The sequence below is a fragment of the Stenotrophomonas sp. STEN020 genome (assembly GCF_056760195.1).
Genome location: NZ_JBRREI010000035.1, coordinates 25,755 through 51,103, shown reverse-complemented (window position 1 = coordinate 51,103; position 25,349 = coordinate 25,755). Strand labels below are relative to the sequence as shown.

Annotated in this window: 20 protein-coding genes; 14 read left to right on the top strand and 6 right to left on the bottom strand. The window is 63.2% G+C overall.

Annotated features, from left to right (window positions below; genetic code table 11):
- Positions 1-222: 222 nt before the first annotated feature.
- Entirely contained in the window at positions 223-474 is a 252-nt protein-coding gene (locus tag ACVOLZ_RS14875) for a hypothetical protein (protein WP_481516798.1), read from the bottom strand.
- Between the two features lie 119 nt (positions 475-593).
- A complete protein-coding gene (locus tag ACVOLZ_RS14870; RefSeq protein WP_303747502.1) occupies positions 594-1,046 on the bottom strand; it encodes a nucleoside deaminase in 453 nt (150 codons plus the stop codon).
- A gap of 92 nt (positions 1,047-1,138) precedes the next feature.
- Here ACVOLZ_RS14870 and ubiE point away from each other — a divergent pair, with 92 nt between their 5' ends.
- Positions 1,139-1,903, top strand: a complete 765-nt coding sequence (gene ubiE / locus ACVOLZ_RS14865) for a bifunctional demethylmenaquinone methyltransferase/2-methoxy-6-polyprenyl-1,4-benzoquinol methylase UbiE (RefSeq protein ID WP_346496869.1) — start codon at positions 1,139-1,141, stop codon at positions 1,901-1,903.
- Between the two features lie 348 nt (positions 1,904-2,251).
- Entirely contained in the window at positions 2,252-4,186 is a 1,935-nt protein-coding gene (locus tag ACVOLZ_RS14860) for a M1 family metallopeptidase (protein WP_481516797.1), read from the top strand.
- Between the two features lie 331 nt (positions 4,187-4,517).
- Here the strand turns inward: ACVOLZ_RS14860 and ACVOLZ_RS14855 are convergent, their stop codons facing one another.
- The gene (locus ACVOLZ_RS14855; protein WP_481516796.1) at positions 4,518-5,801 is read right to left on the bottom strand and encodes an acetamidase/formamidase family protein; all 1,284 of its coding nucleotides are present in this window, start codon (positions 5,799-5,801) and stop codon (positions 4,518-4,520) included.
- A 195-nt stretch (positions 5,802-5,996) separates the two neighbouring features.
- The gene (locus ACVOLZ_RS14850; RefSeq protein ID WP_481516795.1) at positions 5,997-6,623 is read right to left on the bottom strand and encodes a TetR/AcrR family transcriptional regulator; all 627 of its coding nucleotides are present in this window, start codon (positions 6,621-6,623) and stop codon (positions 5,997-5,999) included.
- Between the two features lie 81 nt (positions 6,624-6,704).
- On the opposite strand from ACVOLZ_RS14850, the gene ACVOLZ_RS14845 reads away from it, so the two are divergent.
- From ACVOLZ_RS14845 to ACVOLZ_RS14835, 3 genes are all read left to right on the top strand, one after another.
- Positions 6,705-7,793 (top strand): MBL fold metallo-hydrolase, encoded by a 1,089-nt coding sequence (locus ACVOLZ_RS14845; protein ID WP_481516794.1) that lies wholly within the window; start codon positions 6,705-6,707, stop codon positions 7,791-7,793.
- Between the two features lie 402 nt (positions 7,794-8,195).
- Positions 8,196-8,930: a hypothetical protein gene (locus tag ACVOLZ_RS14840; RefSeq protein ID WP_481516793.1), complete on the top strand. Its 735-nt coding sequence runs from the start codon at positions 8,196-8,198 to the stop codon at positions 8,928-8,930.
- Positions 8,930-9,565, top strand: a complete 636-nt coding sequence (locus ACVOLZ_RS14835; protein ID WP_481516792.1) for an HAD family hydrolase — start codon at positions 8,930-8,932, stop codon at positions 9,563-9,565. Before ACVOLZ_RS14840 ends, ACVOLZ_RS14835 begins: the two co-directional genes overlap by 1 nt.
- Before the next feature lie 196 nt (positions 9,566-9,761).
- Here the strand turns inward: ACVOLZ_RS14835 and ACVOLZ_RS14830 are convergent, their stop codons facing one another.
- Positions 9,762-10,694, bottom strand: a complete 933-nt coding sequence (locus ACVOLZ_RS14830) for a carbohydrate kinase family protein (RefSeq protein ID WP_481510531.1) — start codon at positions 10,692-10,694, stop codon at positions 9,762-9,764.
- Between the two features lie 274 nt (positions 10,695-10,968).
- On the opposite strand from ACVOLZ_RS14830, the gene ACVOLZ_RS14825 reads away from it, so the two are divergent.
- The 8 genes from ACVOLZ_RS14825 to ACVOLZ_RS14790 all read left to right on the top strand — a co-directional run bounded on the left by ACVOLZ_RS14825 (position 10,969) and on the right by ACVOLZ_RS14790 (position 21,228).
- A complete protein-coding gene (locus ACVOLZ_RS14825) occupies positions 10,969-12,015 on the top strand; it encodes a rod shape-determining protein (RefSeq protein ID WP_005419402.1) in 1,047 nt (348 codons plus the stop codon).
- Between the two features lie 156 nt (positions 12,016-12,171).
- Positions 12,172-13,308, top strand: coding sequence for a rod shape-determining protein MreC (gene mreC / locus ACVOLZ_RS14820; RefSeq protein ID WP_481516791.1), 1,137 nt, complete (start codon positions 12,172-12,174; stop codon positions 13,306-13,308).
- Positions 13,305-13,790, top strand: a complete 486-nt coding sequence (mreD, locus tag ACVOLZ_RS14815) for a rod shape-determining protein MreD (protein WP_481513805.1) — start codon at positions 13,305-13,307, stop codon at positions 13,788-13,790. Before mreC ends, mreD begins: the two co-directional genes overlap by 4 nt.
- Positions 13,791-13,792: 2 nt before the next feature.
- The gene (mrdA, locus tag ACVOLZ_RS14810) at positions 13,793-15,889 is read left to right on the top strand and encodes a penicillin-binding protein 2 (protein ID WP_481516790.1); all 2,097 of its coding nucleotides are present in this window, start codon (positions 13,793-13,795) and stop codon (positions 15,887-15,889) included.
- Positions 15,886-16,992: a rod shape-determining protein RodA gene (rodA, locus tag ACVOLZ_RS14805; protein WP_481516789.1), complete on the top strand. Its 1,107-nt coding sequence runs from the start codon at positions 15,886-15,888 to the stop codon at positions 16,990-16,992. The genes mrdA and rodA overlap by 4 nt, the downstream gene beginning before the upstream one ends.
- A 467-nt stretch (positions 16,993-17,459) precedes the next feature.
- Positions 17,460-18,596 carry a lytic murein transglycosylase B gene (gene mltB / locus ACVOLZ_RS14800; protein WP_481516788.1) on the top strand — a complete coding sequence of 379 codons (1,137 nt, stop codon included), beginning with the start codon at positions 17,460-17,462 and terminating at the stop codon, positions 18,594-18,596.
- The gene (locus ACVOLZ_RS14795) at positions 18,593-19,921 is read left to right on the top strand and encodes a septal ring lytic transglycosylase RlpA family protein (protein ID WP_481516787.1); all 1,329 of its coding nucleotides are present in this window, start codon (positions 18,593-18,595) and stop codon (positions 19,919-19,921) included. The genes mltB and ACVOLZ_RS14795 overlap by 4 nt, the downstream gene beginning before the upstream one ends.
- A 92-nt stretch (positions 19,922-20,013) precedes the next feature.
- Positions 20,014-21,228, top strand: a complete 1,215-nt coding sequence (locus ACVOLZ_RS14790) for a D-alanyl-D-alanine carboxypeptidase family protein (protein WP_481516786.1) — start codon at positions 20,014-20,016, stop codon at positions 21,226-21,228.
- A gap of 1,024 nt (positions 21,229-22,252) precedes the next feature.
- On the opposite strand, the gene ACVOLZ_RS14785 is transcribed toward ACVOLZ_RS14790, so the two are convergent.
- Positions 22,253-23,302 carry a lipid A deacylase LpxR family protein gene (locus tag ACVOLZ_RS14785; protein ID WP_481516785.1) on the bottom strand — a complete coding sequence of 350 codons (1,050 nt, stop codon included), beginning with the start codon at positions 23,300-23,302 and terminating at the stop codon, positions 22,253-22,255.
- An 804-nt stretch (positions 23,303-24,106) separates the two neighbouring features.
- On the opposite strand from ACVOLZ_RS14785, the gene ACVOLZ_RS14780 reads away from it, so the two are divergent.
- On the top strand, positions 24,107-25,084 hold the full coding sequence (locus ACVOLZ_RS14780; protein ID WP_481508702.1) for a CsgG/HfaB family protein: 978 nt from the start codon (positions 24,107-24,109) through the stop codon (positions 25,082-25,084).
- The last annotated feature ends 265 nt before the right edge of the window (positions 25,085-25,349 follow it).

The following is a 25,349-nucleotide window of genomic DNA, read 5'->3' as shown; positions in this document are numbered from 1 at the left end:
TATTTGCGGTTAAGCCCCTCTGGGCTTTTGTGGTTTCGGTCTCCTGCCCTCCCCGCCTCAGCTCCTAGCCCCCAACCCCCCAAATCCCCTAAAGCCCAAAAGCCCAAAAGCCCAAAAGCCCAAAAGCCCAAAAGCCAACCCCTCCCCAACCCTCCCCTTTGCTGCGCAAAAGGGAGGGGGCAGAAACAAGGCAAAAAAAAACCGGGCTGGGCCCGGTTTTTTTTATGCTTCGTTGTCCGCCAGCTCAAGTAACTGAGCCTTCTCAACCGCGCCCAGACCTTGGGCAAATACCGCCAAGCGGTTGCAGAGCTCGGCCTGGTGTTCCGGATGTGCCGCTACCAGTTCACGTTGAACCTGTTGGTAGGCATCCCAGAACGGGGCCGAGCAGCGATGTCGTGCGTACTGCTGTCGCAATTGCTCCCCAGCACGCTGGAGGGATTGGCGACTGCTGTGTTGGATGGGCGTTGTATACATCGCTTCACCTCGATGGCAGTGCCCCTGTACCCCGAGCATACCGCTGTTTATCTTACGATCTGGCTACAGCGTCTAATTTCCCTATGAGATTAATGGGGATTTGTTCAGATTACGTCACATTATTCGCCGATATCCTCATTCCAGACGTCCGGGTTCTCCGCGATGTAGCGGCCCATCATCTCGATGCAGCTGGCGTCATTCAGGTCGATGACGTTCACGCCATTCTCGCGCAGCCAGTCGATGCCGCCGGGGAAACTGACCGATTCACCCACCACCACGGTACCGATGTTGAATTGGCGCACCAGGCCGCTGCAGTACCAGCACGGGGCCAGGGTGGTGACCATGATGGTGTTGCGGTAGCCGCGCTGGCGGCCGGCCTTGCGGAAGGCGTCGGTTTCGCCGTGGATGGACGGGTCGCCTTCCTGGATGCGGCGGTTGTGGCCGCAGCCGAGCAGGCGGCCATCGTTGTGGTACAGCGCCGCGCCAATCGGAATGCCGCCTTCGGCCAGGCCCTGGCGGGCCTCGGCAATGGCGGTTTCAAGCAGGGCGCGGTAGTCCGGGGTGGTGATCATGCAAGGTCCTTGTGGTGCTGTGGCGATCATCATAGCGGCCGGATTCAGCCTGCTGGCGCCGCAATCGGGCTGTCGGTGCGATAATCAGCGGCATGAGCGAATCCCCCTACAAGACCGGCACCACCCACTTCGGCTTCCGCGATGTACCGGCCAAGGACAAGCAGAAGCTTGTCGGCCAGGTGTTCACCTCCGTGGCCGACAACTACGACGTGATGAACGACCTGATGAGCCTGGGTATTCACCGGCTGTGGAAGCGCTACTTCGTAGCCACCGCGCAGGTGAAGCCGGGTGATCGGGTACTGGATCTGGCCGGCGGTACAGGTGATATCGCGGTGCTGCTGAAAGAGCGCATCGGCGCCGAAGGCAGCGTGGTGTTGGGTGACATCAACGCAGGTATGTTGTCGGTGGGTCGCGACCGTCTGACCAACCGTGGCCAGGTTTCGGGCTTCGAGTGGGTGCAGCTCAATGCGGAAGCGCTGCCGTTCCCGGACCAGAGTTTCGATCTGGTGACCATTTCCTTCGGCCTGCGCAACGTGACCGACAAGGAAGCCGCGCTGCGCGAGATGTACCGCGTGCTGAAGGTGGGCGGTCAGGCGCGCGTGCTGGAGTTCTCGGAAGTGACCGTGGACTGGTTCAAGCCGATCTACGATTTCCACTCGTTCAAGGTGCTGCCGAAGCTGGGCAAGCTGTTTGCGCGTGGTGATGCTGACAGCTACCAGTATCTGGCCGAGAGCATCCGCAAGCACCCGCCGCAGGAAGAGCTGAAGGCGATGATGACGGAGGCCGGGTTTGGTCGCTGCCATTACAAGAACCTGAGCGCTGGGATTGTGTCGATTCACTCGGGTTACAAGCTTTGAGGCTTGCTTGCTGGGTGGGTTGAGGAAAAGGCGGCCATTGGCCGCCTTTTTCGTATGTGGGGTGTTGCTGTTGGTATTTTGGCTTTGCTGGTAAGGCCTCTGCCGAGCATGGCTCGGCACTACCGTCGGGGGGCTGAGCCCTCCCTTTGCCGCAGGCAAGGGGAGGGTTGGGAGGGGTGCTTTTGCTCTGCTCCTGCTCTTGATGAAGAGTCAATGCGAAGAGCGATCCCCGCCTTCGCGGGGATGACGGCAAAAAGGCCAAAGCGCACGGCAATGCCGCACTGCCGCATCCACCAAGGCCTTTCAGGTTTAAAATCAGCGGTTGTTCCCTGAACCGGTTCCAGATCAATGCGTTCTTCGTTCCTGATGCTGCCCCTGGCCGTGGCGCTAGTCGCCGGCTGTGCCAAAGAACCCGCAGCCCCCACCGTCGACCCCGTCGCCCAGAAGCCCGCCGCCGCCGTGAATACCGTCAGCCGCAGCCACGATGAAAGCTCCTACGCTGAACCCGAAAAGGTCGTCATCAAGGATCTGGCGCTGGATCTGAAGGTCGATTTCGACGCCAAGCAGATCGGCGGTACGGCTACCTACACGCTGGAGTGGAAGGACAAGGCTGCCAAGCAGCTGCTGCTCGACACCCGCGAGCTGACGGTTGAGAAGGTCGAGGCCGTGGCCGCCGACGGCGCTGCCACCCCGCTGCAGTTCGTGCTGGCACCGGCAGACAAGGTGTTCGGCAGCAAGCTGAGCATCGAAACCCCGGCCCAGCCGACCTCGGTGCGCATCACCTACCACACCGCGCCGACCGCCTCCGGTCTGCAGTGGCTGGAGCCGTCCATGACCGAGGGCAAGAAGCTGCCCTTCATGTTCAGCCAGTCGCAGGCGATCCACGCCCGTTCCTGGGTGCCGTTGCAGGACACCCCGAGCGTCCGCTTCACCTATAGCGCGCATGTCACCAGCCGCCCGGACGTGATGGTGCTGATGAGCGCCGACAACGATCCCAAGGCCGCACGTGATGGCGATTACGCCTTCAAGATGCCGCAGCCGATCCCGTCCTACCTGCTGGCCATTGCCGCCGGTGACCTGGTGTTCGAGCCGATCTCCGAGCGCTCCGGCGTGTGGGCCGAGCCGACCATGGTCAACAAGGCCGTCAAGGAATTCGAAGATACCGAGAAGATGATCGGTGCCGCCGAGAACCTGTACGGCGAATACCGTTGGGGCCGCTACGACATGCTGGTGCTGCCGCCGTCGTTCCCGTTCGGTGGCATGGAAAACCCGCGCCTGACCTTCGCTACCCCGACCGTCATCGTTGGCGACAAGTCGCTGGTGTCGCTGGTCGCGCACGAACTGGCGCATAGCTGGTCCGGCAACCTGGTGACCAACGCCAGCTGGAAGGACATCTGGCTCAACGAAGGTTTCACCACCTACGTGCAGGGCCGCATCACCGAGGCGCTGTATGGCGCCGAGATGGCCGAGATGGAGCGCGAGATCGACCAGACCGATCTGCTCAATGAAGTGAAGGACATGAGCCCGGCCGACCAGGCGCTGGCACTGCCGCCGCTCAACGAGCGTGACCCGGACGATGCGTTGAGCCAGGTGGCTTACGTCAAGGGCGCATGGTTCCTGCAGTTCCTGGAGCAGCGCTTTGGTCGTGCGGTGTTTGACCCGTTCCTGCGTGGCTGGTTCGACGACCATGCTTTCCAGAGCGCCAACACCGACCAGTTCGTCGAGTACATGAAGAAGAACCTGCTGCCGAAGAACCCGACGGCGGTAACCGATGCCGAGTTGAAGGCTTGGCTGGAGGAGCCGGGCATCCCGACGTTCGCCACCAAGGCCCGCTCGCGTAACTTCGCCGTGGTCGACACTGCACGCATCGCCTTCCTGGGCAGCGATTCGCTGCCGAACAGCCAGGTGACCCGCGAGTGGAATACCCAGGAATGGGTGCGTTTCATCGATGGCATGGGCGAGAAGCTGCCGGTCGAGAAGCTGGCGCAGCTGGACAAGGGTTACCACTTCACCGGTACCCCGAACGGCGAAATCGCGATGCGTTGGTACCCGCTGGCAATCCGCAGCGGCTACACCGAAGCACAGGCTGCTGCTGGCGAGTTCATCCAGAAGGTCGGTCGCCGCAAGCTGGTGCTGCCGATCTACGCTGAACTGCTGAAGACGCCGGAAGGTCTGGCCTTCGCCAAGGAAGTGTTCGCCAAGGCCAAGCCGGGCTACCACCCGATCACCACTGCCTCGGTGGAAGCGATGATCGCCAAGGCGGAAGCTGCGCCGAAGCAGTAATCGGTTGTAGCGCGGGATATGACAACGGCGGGCGTAAGCCCGCCGTTGTTGTTTGTGCTGTTTGTGGTTTGCTTTGCAGCGCTTCGTTTTGCAGTGTTTCGCTTTGCTTTGCTGTTGCTTTTATGCCGTCATCCTCGCGAAGGCGGGGATCGCTCTGTGCTTTGGCTTTTGATCTAAACCAAAGCAGAAGCAAGAGCAGCAGCAAGAGCGATGACCCGACATTCGTCGGTTGAAAACCCCGCCTTCGCGGGAATGACGGCATCCAGGGCAAAGTCCAAACGCCAAACGCCAAACGCCAAAAGCCAAAATCAAAGGCCAAAATCAAAGGCCTTTAGTTCCCAGCCTTCCCCGCAGCAACCGGCAAACCCTTCAATACCGACTTGTCGATCTTCGCCGCCACACCAACACTGCGACCAGCAAGATTGACCACGCTGTACTGCACCGCCACGCCCAGCACCTGGGTAGCCTGTGACATATCCAGGCCATAGGACTGGCGCAACCACTGCAGCATCCCCGAGGTTGCCAAACGCAGCGCATCATCACTGGAGCCACCTTGGCCCAAGGTCATGATCTGCGTAGACGATTCCACCCGCGGTGTGGCGATGGACTGCTTCTTGATCAGTTCAACCTTCAGCACCACATCCAATGATGTTTCCAGCGCCCATTGGCTGGTTTCACCGTCGCCCTGCAGGGCATGACCATCACCGACATACAGCAATGCGCCGGGCTGCTGCACCTCAAGATAGACCGTGTTGCCCTGGATCACGGCGTTGAAATCCATGTTGCCGCCGAAGTCACTGGTGTCGCCGGTGGAGAAGGGCGGGTAACCAAAGCCTGGTGCAACGGCAAGACCGCCGAGCATCGGCTTGACCGGGATCTCGAAGTTCTTCAACGCGCCGCTGGCGCCCTGTGGCCGCGCCATGCCGCGCACGCGATCCAGTTCCCAGCGCACCGGATTGCCCAGCGTCGCGGTCTCGGTGGCGATGCGCGGGGTCTTCAAGCGGCCGACGATGCCGTCGAGGCTGTCGGCGTAGTCGCGGTTGAGTTTGAGCGAGCTGATGGTGATCGCCAGCGTGTCGCCTGGCTCGGCACCGGCGACGAAGAACGGCCCGACCTGTGGATTGCCGAACAAGGCGCGGGTGATGCCGTGCTCGTCGACACCACCCGAATCCAGGGTCTTGGTCTGCACCGAATCGCCGGGCCAGATCACCAGCGCCGGCGCGCGATCGGCGCTGAAGGTGTTGGAGTGGTCGCTGGGCGTGAAGTCGTGCAGGCGCGGTGCCTTGTCCGGCCGTACCGGCACCCGCCATGCGCTGAAATCATGCGCTGCTCGCGCGCTGCGGTTATTGGTGTCCGGCTCGTCGCTGCGGCCCTGCATGCGGTTGCCATCGATGCGGCCGTCGTAGTGATAGACCTGACCGTCGCTGCCGGTTGCAGTGAACTTCAGCTGCGCGCCGTTCAAGCTGCCGGTGATCGGATCACCGCCCAATGTTCCGCTGACGCGCGTGCCTTGCACGTCCAGATTCAAGGTCTGCTGGGCGGTGTTGCCCCATAGATCAGTGGCCAGAATCCATTGATCGGCGGCGAGGGCATGGAGCGGGAGTAGGGACAACAACAGCGATGACCATCTCAGGGAAGTGCGCACGTTGCATGTGTCTGCGAAGGGCCCGGTGGGCGTGTTTGCGGAGTGTACGAATGGCTGGGTTGCCGTCGCAGTGTCAAAGGTAACTACACCTGTAGTCATGTCGACTGTTCGTGCACCGGAGTGACGATTCCTGCGGCCCGCTGCCGGGGTGGGTGCGCACTGCATTCAGGGCGTGCGCGCGCGCACTGCCAGGAACATGTCCACGCAGTCGTGCATCACCCGCTGCTGCGCGCTGGCGTCCAAGGGCGCGGCACCCATCGCGATCTGTGGCCAGAACGCGAAGGCCTTGACCATGCCTTGCAGCTGGTGGGCGGCCTCGGCCGGGGCGATGTCGTCGCGCAGGCGGCCATCGGCCTGTGCCGCGCGGATCCAGGTGGTCAGCCCTTCTTCCTTCTCGGCCAGCTTGTCCATCATCACCCGTGCCCGTTCCGGTGCATGCACCAGTTCGGCCATGGCCACCCGCGACAGGTCGATGAAGCTGGCGTCGCTGAGCAGGCGCAGCTTCTGTGCGACGAAGGCCAGCAACTGCTCGCGCAGTGGCCGGGCCGGATCGTAGGCGAGTGCGTCCAGCGACTGGCTCGCTTCCCACAGCTGCCAGAGGATGGCGGTGAACAGCTCGTCCTTGCTGGCGAAGTGGTTGTAGACCGTGCGCTTGGACACCTCGGCGGTGGCGGCGATGCGGTCCATGCTGGTGCCGGCAAAGCCCAGTTCGCGGAACTCGGCCACCGCCGCGCGCAGGATGGCCTCGCGTTTGCGGTCGGTCAGGCGGAGAGGGCGCTTAGGCTCGTTCATCTAATCATTTTACACCGTTCAGTTTACTTTCCTTGAAATGGAAGTAGACTCGCCAGTGTACTTTCAGCGGCAAGCCCAGCCATGAAGCGTCGCCTGCCTCGTTTTCTCCTTCTCATTACGGTACTGATCGCCATGTCCATTGGCCTGCTGACCTGCGGTGCACATCCGGCCGCTTCCTATGACCAGTCGCCGCAATACGGCGAGGGGCGCTTCCACAATGTGGCCAAGCAGGTGCCGCTCGGCTTCGTGCGCGGTGCCAAGGTGTGGTGGCGGTTCCTGTTCGACAAGCCGGTCGATGCGACCCCGCAGGTGGCGATCCCGGTGCATGCCTTGACCAGGCAGGCGCTGCTGGACGCGCCCGACGACAGCCTGTGGCGGCTTGGCCACTCGACCATGCTGATGAAGCTGGATGGCCACTTCTGGCTGACCGACCCCGTGTTCTCCGAGCGTGTGTCGCCGTTCTCGTTCATGGGGCCCAAGCGCTTCCATGCGCCGCCGCTGTCGATCGACGAGTTGCCCCAGATCACCGGCGTCATCATCTCCCACGACCACTACGATCATCTCGATCACGATGCGGTGTTGGCGCTGGCACCGAAGGTGCGGCACTTCGTGACTGCGCTGGGTGTGGGTGATCGCCTGCTTGCCTGGGGCGTGCCGCAGGAAAAGATCACCCAGCTGGATTGGTGGCAGGAAACGCGGGTGGAAGGCTTGAAGATCGCAGCTACGCCAGCGCAGCATTTTTCTGGTCGCGGGCTGTCTGATGGCAATCGCACCTTGTGGGCATCGTGGGTGGTCGATACCGGCCGCACGCGGATCTTCTTCAGTGGCGACAGTGGTTACTTCGACGGCTTTGCGAAGATCGGTGAGCGCTACGGCCCGTTCGATCTGGCGATGGTCGAGACCGGTGCCTATGACGCTGATTGGCCGGGTGTGCACATGCAGCCGGAGCAGAGTCTGCAGGCGCATCTGGATGTGCGCGGCAAGGTGATGATGCCGATCCACAACGGCACGTTTGATCTGGCCTTGCATCCTTGGACCGAGCCGTTCGAGCGGATTACTGCACTGGCGGCGGAGAAGGGTGTTGCGTTGACTGCGCCGCAGATGGGTGAACGTTTGGACATTCGTGCGCCGGCGCCTTCTACGCATTGGTGGCGGGTGGGTGAGGAGTGATGGTTGGGGTTGTTGCCTCTGCGTTTGCTTTTGCCGTGGCCGTAGCTGTTGCTATTGCTTTTATGCCGTCATGCCCGCGAAGGCGGGAATCGCTCTCGCCTTTGCTTGTGCGCGAAGTCAGAGCAAGGGGGTAACTTAAAAGCCGGAGCCGGAGCCAAAAGCTGGAGCCGGAGTCAAAAGCTGGAGCCAGAGCTAGAGCGATTCCCGCCTTCGCGGGAATGACGGCTTAAGGGCAGGGGCCAAAGCCAAAGCCAAAACCAAAACCAAAACCAAAACCAAAGCCAAAGCCAAAGCCAAAGCCAAAGCCAAAGCGATCCCGACTCCACCTCCCCAATCCCCAACATGCTCTAAAGTGAACCTCATCGCGCGCCCATTCCGCGCCACGTTCACTGGAGCTGTTTGATGAAACCCCTGATCCTTGGCGCGCTCTGCGTCTTCGCCCTGGCCGCCTGCAGCAACCCGGAGGCCGAGCGCCAGCAACAAGAGGCTGCTGCAGCCCAGGAACGCGCAAAACGCGAAGCCGATGCCGAAGGCATCGGCAAGCTGTACGACACTGCAGTTACCGCCGCCGATTGGGAAAAGGCGCGCATCCACGGCGCCGCGCTGCTCGATCAGTTCCCTGATTCGGAAACCGCCAAACGCATCGAACCGGGCTTTGCCGAGGTCCGGGAGAAGGCGGCTGCGGCCAGCGAGCTGCGCCGCATGCAGGCCTTGTGGAGCTACAACCAGGTGCCGGTCAAGGGAGGTACCCAGCGCTCGGCAGCGATCCTCAGCAAAGACCGCGTGGAAGTGGACAGCACTGGCCCCAAGCAGGTGAACCTGGTGTTCCGCGATCACCCGGAGTGGAAGCGCCACGCCTATCTGGTGCTGCAGTCCAGCGACTTCGCCAAGGCTTGTTACCGCGCCTGCCAGGTCAAGGTCAGCGTCGATGGGGCGCCGGCCCGCAGCATGGCCGCGAATCGTCCGGATACTGACGAAGCCATTGCCATGTTCATCAATGACAACCGCGGCCTGTGGCGACAGGTGCGCAAGGCCAAGGTCATTGAGATCGAGTTCCCGGTGCTGGCTGGTGGCACCCGCAAGGCGGTGTTCGAGGTCGGTGGGCTGGACGGCAGCCAGATGCCGAACTGGGATTGATGTCGGTGCTCGCTGATGCGGTGGGGCGTTGCGACGTCGCTGCCAGCCGTCATTGGGTATTCGACATGGACGGCACCCTGACCGAGCCGGTGCATGATTTTGAATTGATCCGGCGCGAGCTGCAGATTCCATCCGGCGCGGACATTCTTGAGCATCTGGCCAGCCTGCCGGCGCAGCAGGCTGCTGACAGCCATGCCTGGCTGATACAGCACGAGCGGGAACTGGCCGAAGCGTCGGTCGCGGCGCCGGGAGCGGTGGCCTTGATCCGCGCGCTGCATGCCGATGGGTGCCGCTTGGGCATCCTCACCCGCAATGCGCGTGAGCTGGCCGAAGTGACTCTGGCGGCGATCGGTGTAGCGGAGTGTTTTGCTGTCGATGAGATCATCGGCCGCTGGGAAGTGGAGCCCAAACCGTCACCGGCTGGGCTGCAGTTTTTTGCCGAGCGCTGGGATGTAGCACCGGCAGTGATGCGGATGGTGGGTGATCATTACTACGATCTGGCCACCGCGAAGGCCGCGGGTGTGCCGGGGATTCTGATCAATGTGCCTGATGATCCGTGGCCGGGCATGGCGCAATGGCAGCTGCGCGATTGCGCGCAGTTGCTGCAGCATTGGCAGGCCGCAGGCGGTTTGTAGGAGCGGCGTAAGCCGCGAAGCTCGCACACCATCAGATTGCCGAATTCGCCTGCAATCCAGCATCACCGGCTTCGCGGCTTACACCGCTCCTACAGGTGTCATGCGGCCTACGCATGGCCGGGAAGGCCCCTGCCGAGCATGGCTCGGCACTACAGTTTGCCGGGGACAAAAAAACGGCGCCGAGGCGCCGTTTTTCTTAGAGGCCGTAGCCGAATTGCTGCTTGAACTGGTCGTTGAACTCAGCGAAGTCGAAGCGCTGGTTCTGGGTGCCCGGGTGTTCAACCTTGAGCGCGCCCATCAGGTTGCTCATGCGGCCGACAGTCAGCCAATCCATGCCCTTCTCGATGCCGAAGATCAGGCCGGCGCGGAAGGCGTCGCCGCAACCGGTCGGGTCGACCACGCGGCGCTCGTGCGCCGGCGGGATGTCGAAGGTCTTTTCCGGGGTGTGGATGATCGCGCCGCGCGGGCCCTGGGTGGTGATGTAGGCCTTGGTCCGGGCGACGATGTCGGTCTCGCTCCAGCCGGTGCGCTGCTGCAGCAGGTTGGACTCGTAATCGTTGACCACCACGTAGTCGGCCTGCTCGATGAACTCGCGCAGTTCCGGGCCGTTGAACAGCGGCAGCGCCTGGCCCGGATCGAAGATGAAGGGAATGCCGCATTCGACGAACTCGGCTGCGTTCTGGATCATGCCTTCGCGGCCGTCCGGTGCAACGATGCCGAAGGTGACGCCCGGCACGTCGCGCACGTGGTTGTCGTGCGAACGCATCATCGCGCCCGGGTGGAAAGCGGTGATCTGGTTGTTGTCGTGGTCGGTGGTGATGAAGCACTGCGGGGTGAACATGTCTTCCAACACCCGCACCTGGCTCAGGTCGATGCCCATGCGCTCGAAGTGCTCGCGGTACGGGCCGAAATCCTGGCCCACGGTGCCCATCGGGATCGGGCTGCCGCCCAGCAGCTTCAGGTTGTAGGCGATGTTGCCGGCGCAGCCACCCAGTTCGCGACGCATGCGCGGCACCAGGAACGACACATTCAGGATGTGCACCTTGTCCGGCAGGATGTGGTTCTTGAACTGGTCCGGGAACACCATGATGGTGTCAAAGGCAAGGGAACCACAGATCAAAGCGGACATTGCGAACAGGCCTATACGTAAAAGGAAAAAGCCGCCGCGCACGCGCAGACGACCCGGCGCGACTGCGCGCCAAAGTGCGTAAGGTTACCGGCTGCGGCGGTCCACGGCCACAAGCAAGGATGTACCGCAGCTGCCCGGAGTGGTCGAAAGCCCAGAATTCACTAGGATTTTCCTTGCTCGGGCGGGGGTGGGTTGATAGGCTAACTGCCCTCATTTTCTGCCCATTTTTTCGCCAACCGGCGTGGGCGCGACACCCCTCAGGATCACTTCCCAGATGTTCAAGAAGCTGCGTGGCATGTTCTCCAATGACCTGTCCATTGACCTGGGCACGGCCAACACCCTTATCTATGTGCGCGGCCAGGGCATTGTGCTGAACGAGCCGTCGGTCGTGGCCGTACGCCAGGACCGTGCCATCGGTGGCACCCGCTCGGTGGCTGCCGTCGGCGCCGAAGCCAAGCAGATGCTCGGCCGTACCCCGGGCCATATCACCACCATCCGCCCGATGAAGGACGGCGTCATCGCCGACTTCACCTACACCGAGGCGATGCTCAAACACTTCATAAAGAAGGTGCACAAGTCGCGCGTGCTGCGCCCGAGCCCGCGCGTACTGGTCTGCGTGCCGGCCGGTTCCACCCAGGTCGAGCGTCGTGCCATCAAGGAATCGGCCGAGGAGGCCGGTGCGCGTGATGTGTTCCTGATCGAAGAGCCGATGGCTGCTGCGATCGGTGCCGGCATGCCGGTCACCGAGGCGCGTGGTTCGATGGTCATCGATATCGGCGGCGGCACCACCGAAGTCGCGGTCATCTCGCTGAACGGCATTGTCTATTCGGCCTCGGTGCGCATCGGCGGCGACCGTTTCGACGAGTCCATCACCAATTACGTGCGCCGCAACCACGGCATGCTGATCGGCGAAGCCACCGCTGAACGTATCAAGGTGGAGCTGGGCTGCGCCTACCCGCAGGCGGAAGTGATCGAGATGGAAATCTCCGGCCGTAACCTCGCCGAGGGCGTGCCGAAGATGATCAAGATCAGCTCCAACGAAGTGTTGGAGGCCCTGCATGAACCGCTGTCGGGCATCGTCTCGGCGGTCAAGCTTGCGCTGGAACAGACCCCGCCGGAACTGTGTGCCGACGTCGCCGAGCGCGGTATCGTGCTGACCGGTGGTGGCGCGCTGCTGCGTGATCTGGACCGCCTGATCTCCGAAGAAACCGGCCTACACGTACAGGTGGCCGACGATCCGTTGACCTGCGTGGCCCGCGGTGGCGGTCGTGCGCTGGAACTGGTGGACATGCACGGCAACGAGTTCTTTGCGCCGGAGTGATCCGCAGGGAATGGGGGCTGGGGAATCGAGAACGGGGGGCAGGGGGTCCTGCAGCTCGTTCCACTCTCCAGCATCCGCTTCCCCGAACCAACGGCGTGACACCAGTCGCGCCGTTTCCATACCCGATTCTTCATTCCCAATTCCCAGCCTTCTGTCGTGCCCCCTTACGCCGGTCCTCCCGTAGCCTCCCGTCAAGGGGATGCCAGCAGCACGCTGCGTCTGCTGGCGTACCTGGCCTTGGCCATCACCTTGATCGTGCTCGACGACCAGGGCGGCTGGATGTCGCGTCTGCGCGCCCAGGCCAACGTGCTGGTGCAGCCGATCTGGGCCTTGGCCGGTGTGCCGGGCCGGGTAGGGGCATCGGTCAAGGACAATGCGGCCAGCCATAACCAGCTGGTCAGCGAAAACCGCGAGCTGCGCAACCAACTGCTGGTCGCCAACGCGCGCCTGACCCGCCTGCAGACCGCGGCGCTGGACAACGCGCAGCTGCGCGAGCTGCTCAACGTGGCCGAGCGCAATGGTCTGGACGTGCAGCTGGCGCCCATCCTCGATATCGACCTGGACCCGGTCAAGCAGCGCCTGGTGCTGGATTCAGGCAGCCGCGCCGGCGTGCATGTCGGCCAGGCGGTGATCGATTCCGGCGGTTTGATGGGCCAGGTGATCGCGGTAACGCCTGCGCATTCAACCGTGCTGCTGCTGACCGATCCGGACCATGCGGTGCCGGTGGCGGTGGCGCGCAATGGCGTGCGGCTGATTGTCTACGGCCGTGGCGATCGTCTGGAACTGCGTGATATTCCGCTCAGCGCAGGCGTGGAGGTGGGCGATGAGATCGTCACTTCCGGTCTGGGCGGGCGTTTCCCGGCCGGCTTCCCGGTCGGCAAGATCCTGAAGCTGCGCCCGGACGACACCCACGCCTTCCTGGTCGGCGAGCTGGAGCCGGCGGCCAAGCTGGACCGTGGCCGCAATGTGCTGCTGCTGCGTTCGGTACCGGCGCTGCCGCAGTTGCCGGATAGCAGTGCAATCGAATCGGCGCCGGAAGCCGCGGCGGCGGGCGGTCCATCCGCCGCCCCGGTCAACCGCATGGGCGCGTCAGCTGCCGTTGTTCCTGCCACCGGCAACGCCACCAACCCTCCGGCTGCGGCGGCCACCCAGGCCCCGGCCAGCGCGCCAGCGAGCGAGCCGGCAGCTGCAGGCCAGGCGCCGGTCCCGGCGACAACGCCAGCCAACGAATCCGCAAGCCCGGCGACACCAGTGACCACTGACAACCCGACCCCGCCGCAGGTGCGCCCATGAGTCGTCTGCGCACCAAGGGCTGGGTGATGCCGGTCAGTTTCGTGCTGGCCTTGCTGCTGGCGCTGATTCCGCTGCCCGAGCTGCTGTTGCCGGCGCGCCCGTATTGGTTGGCGCTGGTGCTGGCTTACTGGGTGATTGAAACCCCGGACAAGGTTGGGCTGGGTTTCGCCTTCAGCATCGGCCTGCTGGCCGACGTGATGTTTGGCGGCATTCTGGGTGAGCAGGCACTGCGGCTGGTGGTGATGGCCTTCATCCTGCAGCGCTTCCGTGCCCGCATCCGCTTCTTCCCGCTGTCGCAGCAGGCCTTGGCGATGGGCGGGCTGCTGTTCAACGATCGCGTGATCGATGCTGCCATCCACCTGCTGGTGGGTGAGCCGATGCTGCCGTGGAGCTACTGGGTGGCGCCGCTGCTGGGCATGGCCTTGTGGTTGCCGCTGTATGTGCTGCTGGATGCGGTGCGGCTGGGCAAGCGCGGGCGCTGACGATGGCGTCGCGCCGCCAGCACAAGAACACGCACGCAGAGGCCGAGCAGTTCCGCCGCCGTGCCGCGATCGGCTTCCTTGGTGTGCTGCTGACCCTGGGTTTCCTCGCCGGCTGGTACTTCAAGCTGCAGGTGTTGGACCACGACATCTACGCCACCCGCTCGGAAGCAAACCGCATCAAGGCGCGGCCGGTGGTGCCGGGGCGTGGCTTGATCTACGACCGCAACGGCCGCCTGCTGGCCGAGAACGTGCCGGCCTTCCGCCTGGACGTGACCGCCGACAAGGTCACGGACATGGACGCCACCCTGGCCGGGCTGCAGAAGATCTTCTCGCTCAGCGAAGAAGACATCGAGCGCTTCAAGCAATCGCGCAAGGCACGCCGCGGCTTCATGCCGGTGACGCTGAAGCTGCGGGTCAGCGACGACGAGATGGCACGCTTCGCGGTGGACCGCTGGCGCTACCCGGGTGTCGAGCTGGAACCCTATCTGACCCGGCGTTACCCCTACGGCGATCTGTTCGGCCACATCATCGGCTACGTTGGCCGTGTCGATGACAAGGATCTGGAAGAGCTGGGCGAGGGCAATGCGGCGCTGACCCACATCGGCAAGTCCGGGCTGGAGCGTTTCTACGAGACCCAGCTGCGCGGCAAGATCGGCTACGAGCAGGTCGAGACCAATGTGCAGGGCCGTGCGATCCGCACGGTCGGGCGGGTGCCGGCGCAGTCGGGTACCGATCTGCGGCTGTCGATCGATGCCGATCTGCAACGCGCCATGGTGGCGGCGTTCGGCGAGCAGGAGGGCTCGGCGGTGGCGATCGATCCGCGTACCGGTGAGATCCTGGCCATGGTCAGCCTGCCGTCGTTCGATCCCAATCTGTTCGTCAACGGCATCTCGCACGCCGACTTCAAGCGTCTGAACGAAAACCCGTCGCGGCCTCAGTTCAACCGGCTGGTGCTGGGTGGTGTGGCGCCGGGCTCGACGGTGAAGCCCTTCCTTGGCCTGGCTGGCCTGGACAGCGGCCTGCGCCGGCCCGAAGACAAGATCCTGTCGCGCGGCATGTTTTACCTGCCCGGCGTCAGCCGTGGCTGGGGTGACGCCAACCGTGGTGGTCATGGCTGGACGGATCTGCGCAAATCGATCACGCAGTCAGTCAATACCTATTACTACCAGCTCGGTATCGACATGGGCATCGAGCGCTATGACGACTACATGGGCAACCGCTACGGCTTTGGCCAGCCTACCGGCATCGATCTGGCCGGCGAGATCGGCGGCATCCTGCCGTCACCCGCAGCCAAGCTCAAAGCCAACAAGGAACGCTGGTATCCCGGTGACACGGTCAATGCCAGCATCGGTCAGGGCCTGTGGAAAGTAACGCCGCTGCAGCTGGTGCGTGGTGTTGGTGGCCTGGCAACCGGCCAGCTACGCACGCCGCACCTGGTGATGGAACAACGGGCTGGCTTCGACCACGACTGGGCGCCGACGCAGCAGCCAGCGAGCCGACCGATCAGCCCCAATCCTGCCAATGTGCAGGCAGTGCGCGAGGGCATGATGGGTACCATGCAGCCCGGCGGCAGTGGCTGGCGGTCCGCCGCCGGTGCGCAGTACCGCATGGCTGGCAAGACCGGTACCGCGCAGGTCATCAGCCGCAAGGGCACGGCCGCATTGAATCCGCGCAGCCTGCCGATGCACCTGCGCCATCGCGCGTTGTTCGTTGGTTTTGCGCCTGCCGAAGAGCCGGTGATCGCGATTGCCATCGCGGTGGAAGGCGGCGGTTACGGTGGTTCGGCCGCCGCGCCTATCGCACGCAAGGTGTTTGATGCCTGGTTGCTCGGGGTGATGCCCGAAGGCCTGCAACCTCTGGATGCCGAGCGCGGCACGGTGGCGGTGGGCGTGACGACGTTTGATACCGAAGATGCAAGCTGGCGTGCGCGCGGCGAGCTGGTCGCGCCGCAGTTCGCTGATCTGCCGATCATGGTCGGCGCTCCCGCACCGCAGCCTGGTGTGCCGCCGCAGCCTGCGCCCGATGCGCTGCCGGGCGTTGCGCCGGCAGCTGCGCGTCCGGCGGTGCCGGCGGCAACGACAGCGGAGATGCACCGATGAGGGATTTCCTGCGCTGGGCGTTGGAGATGGGTCAGCGCCTGACCCGCGGCTTGGATTGGCCGCTGCTGTTTGCCTTGCTTGCCTTGATGGTCATTGGCCTGTCGGTGCTGGACAGCGCCGGCGGCAGTGGCCTGGTGATGGCGCAGGGTGCGCGTTTCGCGGTGGGCCTGGTGGCGATGTGGGCGATCTCGCGGGTGTCGATCCTGCGTATTCGTGCATGGACGCCGATGATCTACGCCTTGTCGATGCTGCCGCTGCTGGCGGTGTTCGTGCTGGGCACCGGCAAGTACGGGCGGCAATGGTTGAACCTGGGCTTGTTCTATCTGCAGCCGGCCGAATTGTTGAAAGTCAGCCTGCCGATGATGGTGGCCTGGTACCTCAACCGCATGCCCTTACCGCCACGTATTCCGGTGGTGCTGGTGGCAGCGGTGATCATTGGTGTGCCGACCGGTCTGGTGATGTTGCAGCCGGACTTCGGTACCGGTGTGCTGATCGCCGCCAGCGGTGCCTTCGTGTTGTTGCTGGCCGGCCTGCCGTGGTGGTGGGTGGGTGTGGGCGTGGGCGGTGTTGCCGCCGCTGCGCCGGTGGCCTGGTTCTGGCTGCTGCGGCCGTACCAGAAGGACCGCATCATGATGTTCCTCGACCCGGAGAGTGATGCGCTGGGTGCGGGCTGGAACATCATCCAGTCCAAGATCGCCATTGGTTCCGGTGGGCTGACCGGCAAGGGCTGGGGGCTGGGCTCGCAGTCGCACCTGAACTTCATTCCCGAACAGACCACCGACTTTGCGTTCTCGGTGCTGAGTGAGGAGTACGGCTGGATCGGCGTGGCGATCGTGCTTGCCTTGTACCTGTTCGTGATCGGCCGCTGCCTGTGGATCGCGGTGGACTCGCGCGATACCTATTCGCGGCTGCTGGCGGGCGCGACCGGTTTGGCGTTCTTCGTCTACATCCTGGTCAACGGCGGCATGATCTCCGGCTTGTTGCCGGTAGTAGGCGTGCCGATGCCGTTGATCAGTTATGGCGGCACCTCGGCGGTGTCGTTGTTGGCCGGCTTCGGGTTGGTGATGGCGGTGCGTGCGCATCGACCAGTGCACGGCGGCTAGCGCAACGCTGTTGCGCGGATCATCTATTTATCCGCGTCAACATTGCGAGTTTTGATCCAGATCAAACACCTGGCTTTACTAAACCTTCACACTACGCCCCGTCACCGGCGCGTAGTCCGCGCTGTGACTGTCGGCTCGCCGTATGGGGCAGCTGGCAGGTTGGCATCTGGCGGGATGACGGGGGGAGCCGTCGTCCCGGGTCCTCCGGACGCTGACGCGAGTGTCGGTCATCTCAGCGGGATGGGGAGATGACCGACATTCCTTTTTTGCCTGGCCCAGGTGATCACGATCCTTGCCGAGCCAGATTGCCAGTCCACGGTAGGCGGCAACATGACGCCTATTCATCGGATGGCATGAATCCGAGGGGGCTCGGGTGCTGGCGGATGAAGCGTATTTTCCGCTTCAATCTTGTTGTGTTTCATGGTGTTATTGCGGGAAATTCATCTTTGACCTGCTAATCTCGCCCGATGATTAGACGCGCCCTGGTTTGCTGCCTCACCCTCGGCATGGTTGCCTGCGCAACCCAGCCGAAGTCTCCTACATCTCTGCCGGCCCCGGCGGAAACTCCGGTCAAGCCGAGCACCGGCCCGGCCGAAGCCGTACCCGAGGCCAAGGCCGCGTTGCCGCCGGTCGATCTGACCCCGGTGCCGTTCGAAACCGCCCGCGCCAACTTCGTGCGCGATACGGCGGCCAAGTACCGCATCGACCCGGCCTATATCGAAAGCACGCTGGCCCAGGCGCAGATCCGCGAGCCGATCATTGCTGCAATGTCGCGTCCGGCCGAGCGGGTCAAGCCGTGGAACGAATACCGGCCGATGTTCATTACACAGGCCCGTATCGACGGTGGTCGCGCGTTTCTGGCCGAGCATCGCGATGAACTTATGCGCGTGCAGGAACGCACCGGCGTGCCAGCTGAAGTGATCGTCTCCATCATTGGCGTGGAAACCAGCTACGGCCGCAATGCCGGTAACCACCGCGTGCTGGATGCGCTGTACACGCTGGCCTTCAAATACCCGCGCACCGGCGACCCGACCAAGCTCGAGCGCGAAGTGCGCCGCGAGCTGTTCTTCCGCGACGAACTGGCCAAGCTGTTTGAACTGAGCGCGCTGGAAAAGCTCGACATCACCACGCTCAAGGGCAGCTACGCCGGGGCGATGGGCATGGGCCAGTTCATGCCGTCCAGCTATCTGGACTACGCGGTGGACGGCAATGGTGACGGTCGCCGCGACCTGTTCAACAGCTACGACGACGTGTTCTCGTCCATTGCCAATTACTTCGTCAAGAAGGGTGGCTGGATCCGTGGCGGCACCGTTGCGGTACCGGCGACGCTGCAGGCCGGCTTCGAGGAGTTCAATCCCACCGACTGGACCCCGACCTACACCGTTACCGAACTGGCGGCGCGCGGCTACCAGCCGATCACGCCAGTGCGTGCGGTCAATGCCAAGGCCACTCCGGTAACCCTGGAAGGCAGCGACGGCAAGCAGTACTGGTTGGGCTTCCAGAACTACTACGCAATCACCCGTTACAACATCTCCAAAATGTACGCGATGGCCGTGTTCCAGCTGTCCCAGGCCATCGCCGGCAAGGAGCTTCCCCCGGCATGAACATCAAGTGGCTGGTCCCTGCGTTGATCGTGCTCGGGCTGGCCGCCTGTAGCAGCGCTCCCAAGAAGTCGGCCCATGGCGGCTCCGGTGCCAGCGCATCGTCGCGTCCGGCGACGGTGGTGCATGGCCGTGGCAACGCGCGTGGTGAGTGCCCGGAAGGTTCACCCTATGCCAAGGCACAGGAAGACCTGTCCACCCGCGGCAACTACACCGCCGGCGGTCTGTACAAGCCCGGGGTGAGCGACACCACGCCGAGCTATGTGCCCAACGTGAACTGCATTCCCGAGCCGCTGGTGACCAACGAGGCGCGCTCGGCGGTCGGCAACAGGTCGCCGTATACGGTGCTGGGCAAGCAGTACCAGATCATGGACCGGGTCGATAACTACGTGGAACAGGGCACCGCCTCGTATTACGGGCAGAAATTCCATGGCCGGCTGACCTCCAATCGTGAGGTGTACGACATGTACGCCTTCACCGCCGCGCACAAGACTTTGCCGCTGCCGAGCTTTGCGCGGGTGACCAACCTGGACAACGGCGAGTCGGTGATCGTGCGGGTCAACGACCGTGGTCCGTTCCACGAAGGTCGCGTCATCGATCTCAGCTACGCCGCCGCAGTGCGGCTGGGCATCACCCAGCGAGGTACCGGCCGGGTCGAAGTGCATGGCCTGACCCCCGGCAGCGAGAACCTGCAGGCCTCCGACGACAGCCGCCGTGCCCGCCGTGAACGTGCGGCCGCTACCGGCGCCAGCGCAGCACGTACCGCGCGCGTGGCCCCCAGTCGCATGGACCAGCTGGTCGAAAAGCTGCCAGCGCCGCCCGTGGTGCCGGCGCGCCCGGTGGCTGGCAATGCCGACCATTTTGACGCCTGGATGAAGGACAACGGCGTGCGCGTCGCTACCGGTCGTCCGGCAACCACCAGTGCTGCCAGTACCGTGGCGGCTCCGGTGAGTGTGCAGGCGCTGCCTGCAGCCTCGGAGTTGCTGCAGTTCACCCCGCCTACGGCTTCGGCTGCGGCCGCCGCGGCCAGGGCTGCTGCGGGTCCGCCACCGAAGACCGTGCCGGCGGCACCGGCCGACCCTGCCGCACGCGCGCTGGGCTCGATCCTGCTGCAGGTCGCCAGCTTCTCCAGTCGCGACAACGCCGCGCGGGCCTTGGGCCAGCTCGCTTCTGCGGGTATTGTCGGTGCCAGCCTCAGTGACATCGTCAGTGGTGGCCGTACCTTGTGGCGCCTGCGTGTGCCGGCCAGCGACAACAGCAGCGCCACGGAACTTGCCGGGCGTATTGCCGGTCTTGGATTTGGCCTGCCGCAAGTGGTCCGCGATTAACCCCAGCACACCGGGGTGCCGCCAGCTGGCTGGTGTCGCCCTACAATGACTCCCCGAATTTTTCTTCCTCGTCCATCAGGAACCGCTGTCCGATGAAATTCCGTTTTGCCGCCGCTGCACTGGCCACCACGCTCGTCGTGGGTCTGGCCTCCGCCCAGACGCCCACCCCGACGCCCACGCCTGCTCCGGCTGCAGCTGCTGCTCCGGCGCAGGTGGCTACGCCGCCGGCCCCGGTTCCGACTACCTCTTCGGCATGGGTATTGATGGATTACGCCACCGGCCAGGTGCTGGCAGGCGAGAACATCCATTCGCCGCTGCCGCCGGCCAGCATCACCAAGGTGATGACGTCCTATGTGCTGGCCGCGGAAATGAAGACCGGCAAGATCAAGCCTGACGACCAGGTGATGATGAGCGAGCGCGCCTGGCGCGAAGGTGGAGCAGGTACCGACGGCAGCTATAGCGGCTTCCCGGTCAACCAGACTGCGCGTCTGGAAGACATGGAAAAGGGCATGGCGATCCAGTCCGGCAACGATGCGGCCATCGCTCTGGCTGAGCACGCTGCCGGTAGCCAGGAAGCGTTTGCGGCGCTGATGAACAGCTACGCAGCCAAGATCGGCATGAAGGATTCGCACTTCGTCAACGCACACGGTCTGAATGCCGAGGGTCACCAGTCCAGCGCCTACGATCTGGCGTTGCTGGGCCGCGCCTTCGTGCGCGATTACCCGGAGACCTATGCGTACAACAAGATCAAGGAATTCACGGTAGGCAAGATCACCCAGCCGAACCGCAACCTGCTGTTGTGGCGTGACCAGAGCGTGGACGGCATCAAGACTGGCCACACTTCGGCTGCCGGTTACTGCCTGCTGAGCTCGGCTCAGCGCGGCGATCAGCGTCTGGTGGCGGTGTTGATGGGCGGTGCATCGGAGAAGCAGCGCGCTGATGACAGCCTGGCGTTGTTGAACTGGGGTTTCCGTTTCTTCGAAACCCATCGCATGTATGAGCCGGGCAAGGCGGTGACCACGCAGCATGTGTGGAAGGGCGCGGCCGATGAGGTGCAGTTGGGCGTGGCGCAGCCGATGTTGGTGAGCGTGCCGCGCGGTCGTTACAACGATCTGAAGCCGTCGATGGACGTGCCGAAGGAGTTGGTGGCGCCGATCGCTGCAGGCCAGCAGATTGGTACGGTCAAGGTGTCGCTGGATGGCAAGGTAGTCGCCGAGGCGCCGCTGGTGGCTGTACAGGCGGTGGAAGAGGGGGGGTTCTTCAAGCGTCTGTGGGATGCCTTCATGATGTGGTGGAAGTCCGAGTAAGGGCTTTCACAGGCTGAAAAGCCGAGCGGCGTTGCGGTGTTCTGTCGACTGGAGGTCATGTCGGTGGGATGCGGTAACGCCGCTTTTGTTTTTTCTGCCAGGCGCTGCACCACTCCCTCCCTTGCCTAGTGCAGCTTCGCTCCCTCCCTTTGCCGCAGGCAAGGGGAGGGCCGGGGAGGGGTAGCTTTAGCTGTTGCTGTTGCCGTTGCTTCGGACTTTGACTTTGACCTCGACGTTGACTCACCGGGCCCCTTCCGCAGCGACGGAGCCAGTGGGAAGAACCCGAAGGGCGACGTGCAAGGATGCACGTCGTTTTTCGCCACGACATGGATGTCGTGGCGAAAAATCCCGCTGGCGGAGTGGACCTGGAGCGCGCAGCGCGGAAGGCGCGTAGGCAGGGTGTGCTTTCTTTGGGCCACGTTTCTTTGCACAAGCAAAGAAAGGTGCGCTCGCGCGCCGAAGGCGGGCGAAAGCTCTGCTCTGCTCTGCGTTGCTTTGGCTTTGGCTTTGGCAACGGCAACGGCAACGGCAATGACCAAGGCCAAAGCCAAAGCCAAAGCCAAAGCCAAAGCCAAAGGCTTTCACTCCCCTTCGGGGAGCGAGTTACTTTTCTTTGCTTGTGCAAAGAAAAGATAACCAAAAGAAAGCACACCCTGCCTACGCGCCCACGCCGCTGCGCGACGCGGGTCCACTCCGCTGGCAGGATTTTTCGACGATACATCCCTGTATCGTCGAAAAACGACGCACATCCATGTGCGCCGCCCCGTTCGGGGTCTTGTCTGCCAGCTCCGTCGCTGCGGAAGGGGCCCGTAAGTCAAAAGCTGAAGAGCGAAAGCCGGAGCAAAAGCCGGAGCAAAAGCGCCCTCACCCCAACCCCTCTCCCGCGCGCGGGAGAGGGGCTCGGAATGCGCCGGCTGCTAGTGCACTAGCCCCTCTCCCGCGTGCGGGAGAGGGGTTGGGGTGAGGGCGCTTCTCGCTATATCGCACCGCATGGCGAGTGGGCCGCACTTGCTCACACCTGCCTTCAAAGCGTACGGCTGATGGTGAAACTGCCAAATACCGGCGTTTCTTTCTGACCGTCAAATTCGCGGGTGCGGTGGTAGCGGGCCAGGGCGAACTTCCACTTGCCGCGCATTACCGCAACGCCATAACCGATGTCTCCCACAAACGGTCGTTTGTCCACACTGTGACTATTGCGGAAGGTGTTGCCGTCCAAGGTGATGTCGCGCACTACCAAACGCGCATCGCTGGTGACAAACAGATGGCTGGACCAGCCTTCGCTGCGACCGCGACGAGTTGGAGCAGTGTTCTCGCCCGCAGGACGCATCGGTGAACTGCCAAAGTCATCAGGCAGTTTCCAGCCGAAACGTACTTCGCCACCAACATTGGCATACGTCGCAAGGTTGCCGATGGCGCCACCCCAGTGGCTGATCGCATCCCAACCCCAGCCTCCGGCATTGCCGTCGGCTGGCCAGCGCTGCATGCGCTCATGCAACAGCTTGAGCACCGGCTCGTCGCGTAGTTGGTTGTCCCAACCCATGAATTTTTCATCGCCCAACACGCTGTGTACCGCGTCCTGGACCTGCTTGCCCTGCGCCGATGGGCCGATCATTCCCAATGCGAGTTGAGTGGTGCGTAGGTGATTGCCGTTGCGTGCGTTGTAGCCGAAGTTGACCATCAATACCGCTGCATACGGACGATCATCTTTGATCAGGTCGCTACGCGCGCTGTCGGTCGGTGTGTATAGGCCCTGGCCGAAGCTGAAGATCATGTTCTGCTGCTGGAATTCACCCGGATGCAGGCGCTCCAGGTGACGATTCATCCAACGCGCAAGGCGCGGCAAACACGGGTCGTCGGTGTAATCCTGCAGATTCGGCGAGACCAGCGTGAACATCGCACCATTGGTATAGCCCTGGTCCTGCTGCGCGCCGCCCAGCAAGTCATTGTCGACGCGGAAATTGATTGCCGGCGGGTGATCGCTCAAGGCACTTTGTGCGCACTGCTGTGCTGCGATTGCCGGAGCGATTGCGAGGCCGGCTGCCATCAGCGACAGAAGTCGTGCGGCTCTTTTCATGTGTAGGCTCCACGCCAGCAGGGTGATATGCAGCTTAGTGATCTGTTGTTGGCCGTCATATCGCTACCGAGCGGACAGATTGTTGTGAGTGTGACGGTGGAATATTTGGCGGTTATGCGTGCACAAGATGATCTTGCGCGGTTTTATCCGCGTAATTGAACGTTCGCGGCGGACGCGCAGGGCCGATGGAATCGCGCCAGATAGTTTCGCTCCTCTACGCGTTCGGCTTTTGACTGGCTGGCGGGAAAGATGATTGCGCACATGGGACAGTGAGCGTCTGCATGGGACTTCGCACGGAAATATTTGATTCGGCGGCTCGGTGCAGGTCATCGAGTAGCGGTTTTTTCCCAGCACTAGGCATGTGGCCGCTCACCTCTCCAACAGCAGCTGAAACCGCCCCGCGGAAGCATGCTTGTTGTCTCCGATGCGCATATCACCGCGGAAGAGGTGTGACGTGTGGGTGCGGGCGATTTTGCCCTCGGGTTCCGTGTTGCTTTGATCGTTCGGCAACCGGGTGAGCCAGAAGTCGCGGACCATGCCCACCCGGTGAGTGCCGGCCTCCGGCGACCTGGGCTTGTCTGACCATTGTTCTGCTGGCAGATGGGTACGCAAGCGCTGCTTCGGTCCCCATAAAGGGAGCCTCCTCACAAAAACGTCATGCATCCCAATGCCCGTCTGGGTTAGGATTCCGGCGGACCGGACCGTGCTCGTCTGCTAGGTAACATCAGGGACAGAGTCTTACCGCAAGGTCTCTAAGCCAAAGGAACGCACCTCGTAAGGTGCAGGTTAATGGGGAAGTATCAGATGCGTAACGTTTTTTCGCCGCTCACTGCAGCGGTCATCACTCTGGGCATCGCTGCGGCTGTCAGCAGCCAGCCGGCCCAGGCAGCATTCAAGGCCAAGGGCACCCAGGCGCAGGAACAGCGCCAACAGGCTGCCGCACAGATTCCAACCTGCCAGCGTCCGATCGGCACTTTGTCGGTGATCGAACCGGAAGACTCCACCCATTGGTGGACCGGTCAGCAGTTGCCGGCGCCGTCGCGCCTGATCAAGGCCTTCGTCAACCGCTCGCGCTGTTTCACCCTGGTGGACCGTGGTGCCGGTATGGCCGCGGGTCAGTTCGAGCGTGAACTGGCGGCCAGTGGCGACCTGCGTGGTCGCTCCAACGTCGGCAAGGGCCAGATCAAGGCCGCTGACTACGTGATGATTCCGGACCTGATCTCGCAGAACAGCAACGCCGGTGGCAGTGGCATTGGTGGCCTGCTGGGCGGCTTGATTGGTGGCCGTGCCGGTGCGGTGGTCGGTGGTCTGAACTTCACCAGCAAGACCGCTGACGTGGTGCTGACCGTAACCGACGTGCGTTCGTCGGAGCAGGTCGCCATCTCCGAAGGCTCCGCGCGCAAGAGCGACATGGGCTTTGGTGCCAGCGGCGGTCTGTTCGGCGGCAGCGGCCTGGGCGCGGCGGGCGTTGGCGGTTATGCCAACACCGAAATCGGCCAGGTGATCACCATGGCTTACCTGCAGGCCTATACCGACATCATTGCCCAGCTGGGTGGTTTGCCGGATAACGCTTCTGCCGCCAACGCGCAGCAGGCGGTGACGGTGACCCGTGCTGGTCGTCTGCTGGCCAACGCCCGCGGTACCGGCGCGCCGGTACGCACCCTGGAAGCCGGGATGATGCTGTACCCGACCGGCACCAAGGAAGGCGTGATGTGGGAAGTCGAGGATGAGCTGGGCAACCGCGGTTGGGTGTCGTCCACCCTGCTGCAGCTGTCCAAGTAAGCCTGGGTTTACCCCGCAGGAAGGCCGCGCAAGCGGCCTTTCTGGTTTCTGGGGGGAGCGGTAGTGCCGAGCCATGCTCGGCAGGGGTTTGCCCGGCAAAGTGTTTTTGTAGGAGCGGCATCAGCCGCGAAGCTCGTAGGCGTTCAGGTTGCGGGCAGTACGGATTGATGTGGATTGCCAGCTTTGCGGCTGATGCCGCTCCCACACTGGCCGCCGGGAAAACCTCTGCCGAGCATGGCTCGGCACTACGGGTGGCTGGCATGGA

Excerpts from the sequence above, each read along its gene's own strand:
- ACVOLZ_RS14870 (WP_303747502.1), bottom strand. The coding sequence starts at position 1,046 with ATGATCACCACCCCGGACTACCGCGCCCTGCTTGAAACCGCCATTGCC.
- ACVOLZ_RS14850 (WP_481516795.1), bottom strand. The coding sequence starts at position 6,623 with ATGAACGAGCCTAAGCGCCCTCTCCGCCTGACCGACCGCAAACGCGAG.
- ubiE (WP_346496869.1), top strand. The coding sequence starts at position 1,139 with ATGAGCGAATCCCCCTACAAGACCGGCACCACCCACTTCGGCTTCCGC.
- ACVOLZ_RS14875 (WP_481516798.1), bottom strand. The coding sequence starts at position 474 with ATGTATACAACGCCCATCCAACACAGCAGTCGCCAATCCCTCCAGCGT.
- ACVOLZ_RS14790 (WP_481516786.1), top strand. The coding sequence starts at position 20,014 with ATGAAATTCCGTTTTGCCGCCGCTGCACTGGCCACCACGCTCGTCGTG.
- ACVOLZ_RS14830 (WP_481510531.1), bottom strand. The coding sequence starts at position 10,694 with ATGTCCGCTTTGATCTGTGGTTCCCTTGCCTTTGACACCATCATGGTG.
- ACVOLZ_RS14795 (WP_481516787.1), top strand. The coding sequence starts at position 18,593 with ATGAACATCAAGTGGCTGGTCCCTGCGTTGATCGTGCTCGGGCTGGCC.
- ACVOLZ_RS14840 (WP_481516793.1), top strand. The coding sequence starts at position 8,196 with ATGAAACCCCTGATCCTTGGCGCGCTCTGCGTCTTCGCCCTGGCCGCC.
- ACVOLZ_RS14780 (WP_481508702.1), top strand. The coding sequence starts at position 24,107 with ATGCGTAACGTTTTTTCGCCGCTCACTGCAGCGGTCATCACTCTGGGC.
- ACVOLZ_RS14785 (WP_481516785.1), bottom strand. The coding sequence starts at position 23,302 with ATGAAAAGAGCCGCACGACTTCTGTCGCTGATGGCAGCCGGCCTCGCA.
- ACVOLZ_RS14860 (WP_481516797.1), top strand. The coding sequence starts at position 2,252 with ATGCGTTCTTCGTTCCTGATGCTGCCCCTGGCCGTGGCGCTAGTCGCC.
- mrdA (WP_481516790.1), top strand. The coding sequence starts at position 13,793 with ATGGCGTCGCGCCGCCAGCACAAGAACACGCACGCAGAGGCCGAGCAG.
- mltB (WP_481516788.1), top strand. The coding sequence starts at position 17,460 with ATGATTAGACGCGCCCTGGTTTGCTGCCTCACCCTCGGCATGGTTGCC.
- mreD (WP_481513805.1), top strand. The coding sequence starts at position 13,305 with ATGAGTCGTCTGCGCACCAAGGGCTGGGTGATGCCGGTCAGTTTCGTG.
- ACVOLZ_RS14845 (WP_481516794.1), top strand. The coding sequence starts at position 6,705 with ATGAAGCGTCGCCTGCCTCGTTTTCTCCTTCTCATTACGGTACTGATC.
- ACVOLZ_RS14835 (WP_481516792.1), top strand. The coding sequence starts at position 8,930 with ATGTCGGTGCTCGCTGATGCGGTGGGGCGTTGCGACGTCGCTGCCAGC.
- ACVOLZ_RS14825 (WP_005419402.1), top strand. The coding sequence starts at position 10,969 with ATGTTCAAGAAGCTGCGTGGCATGTTCTCCAATGACCTGTCCATTGAC.
- rodA (WP_481516789.1), top strand. The coding sequence starts at position 15,886 with ATGAGGGATTTCCTGCGCTGGGCGTTGGAGATGGGTCAGCGCCTGACC.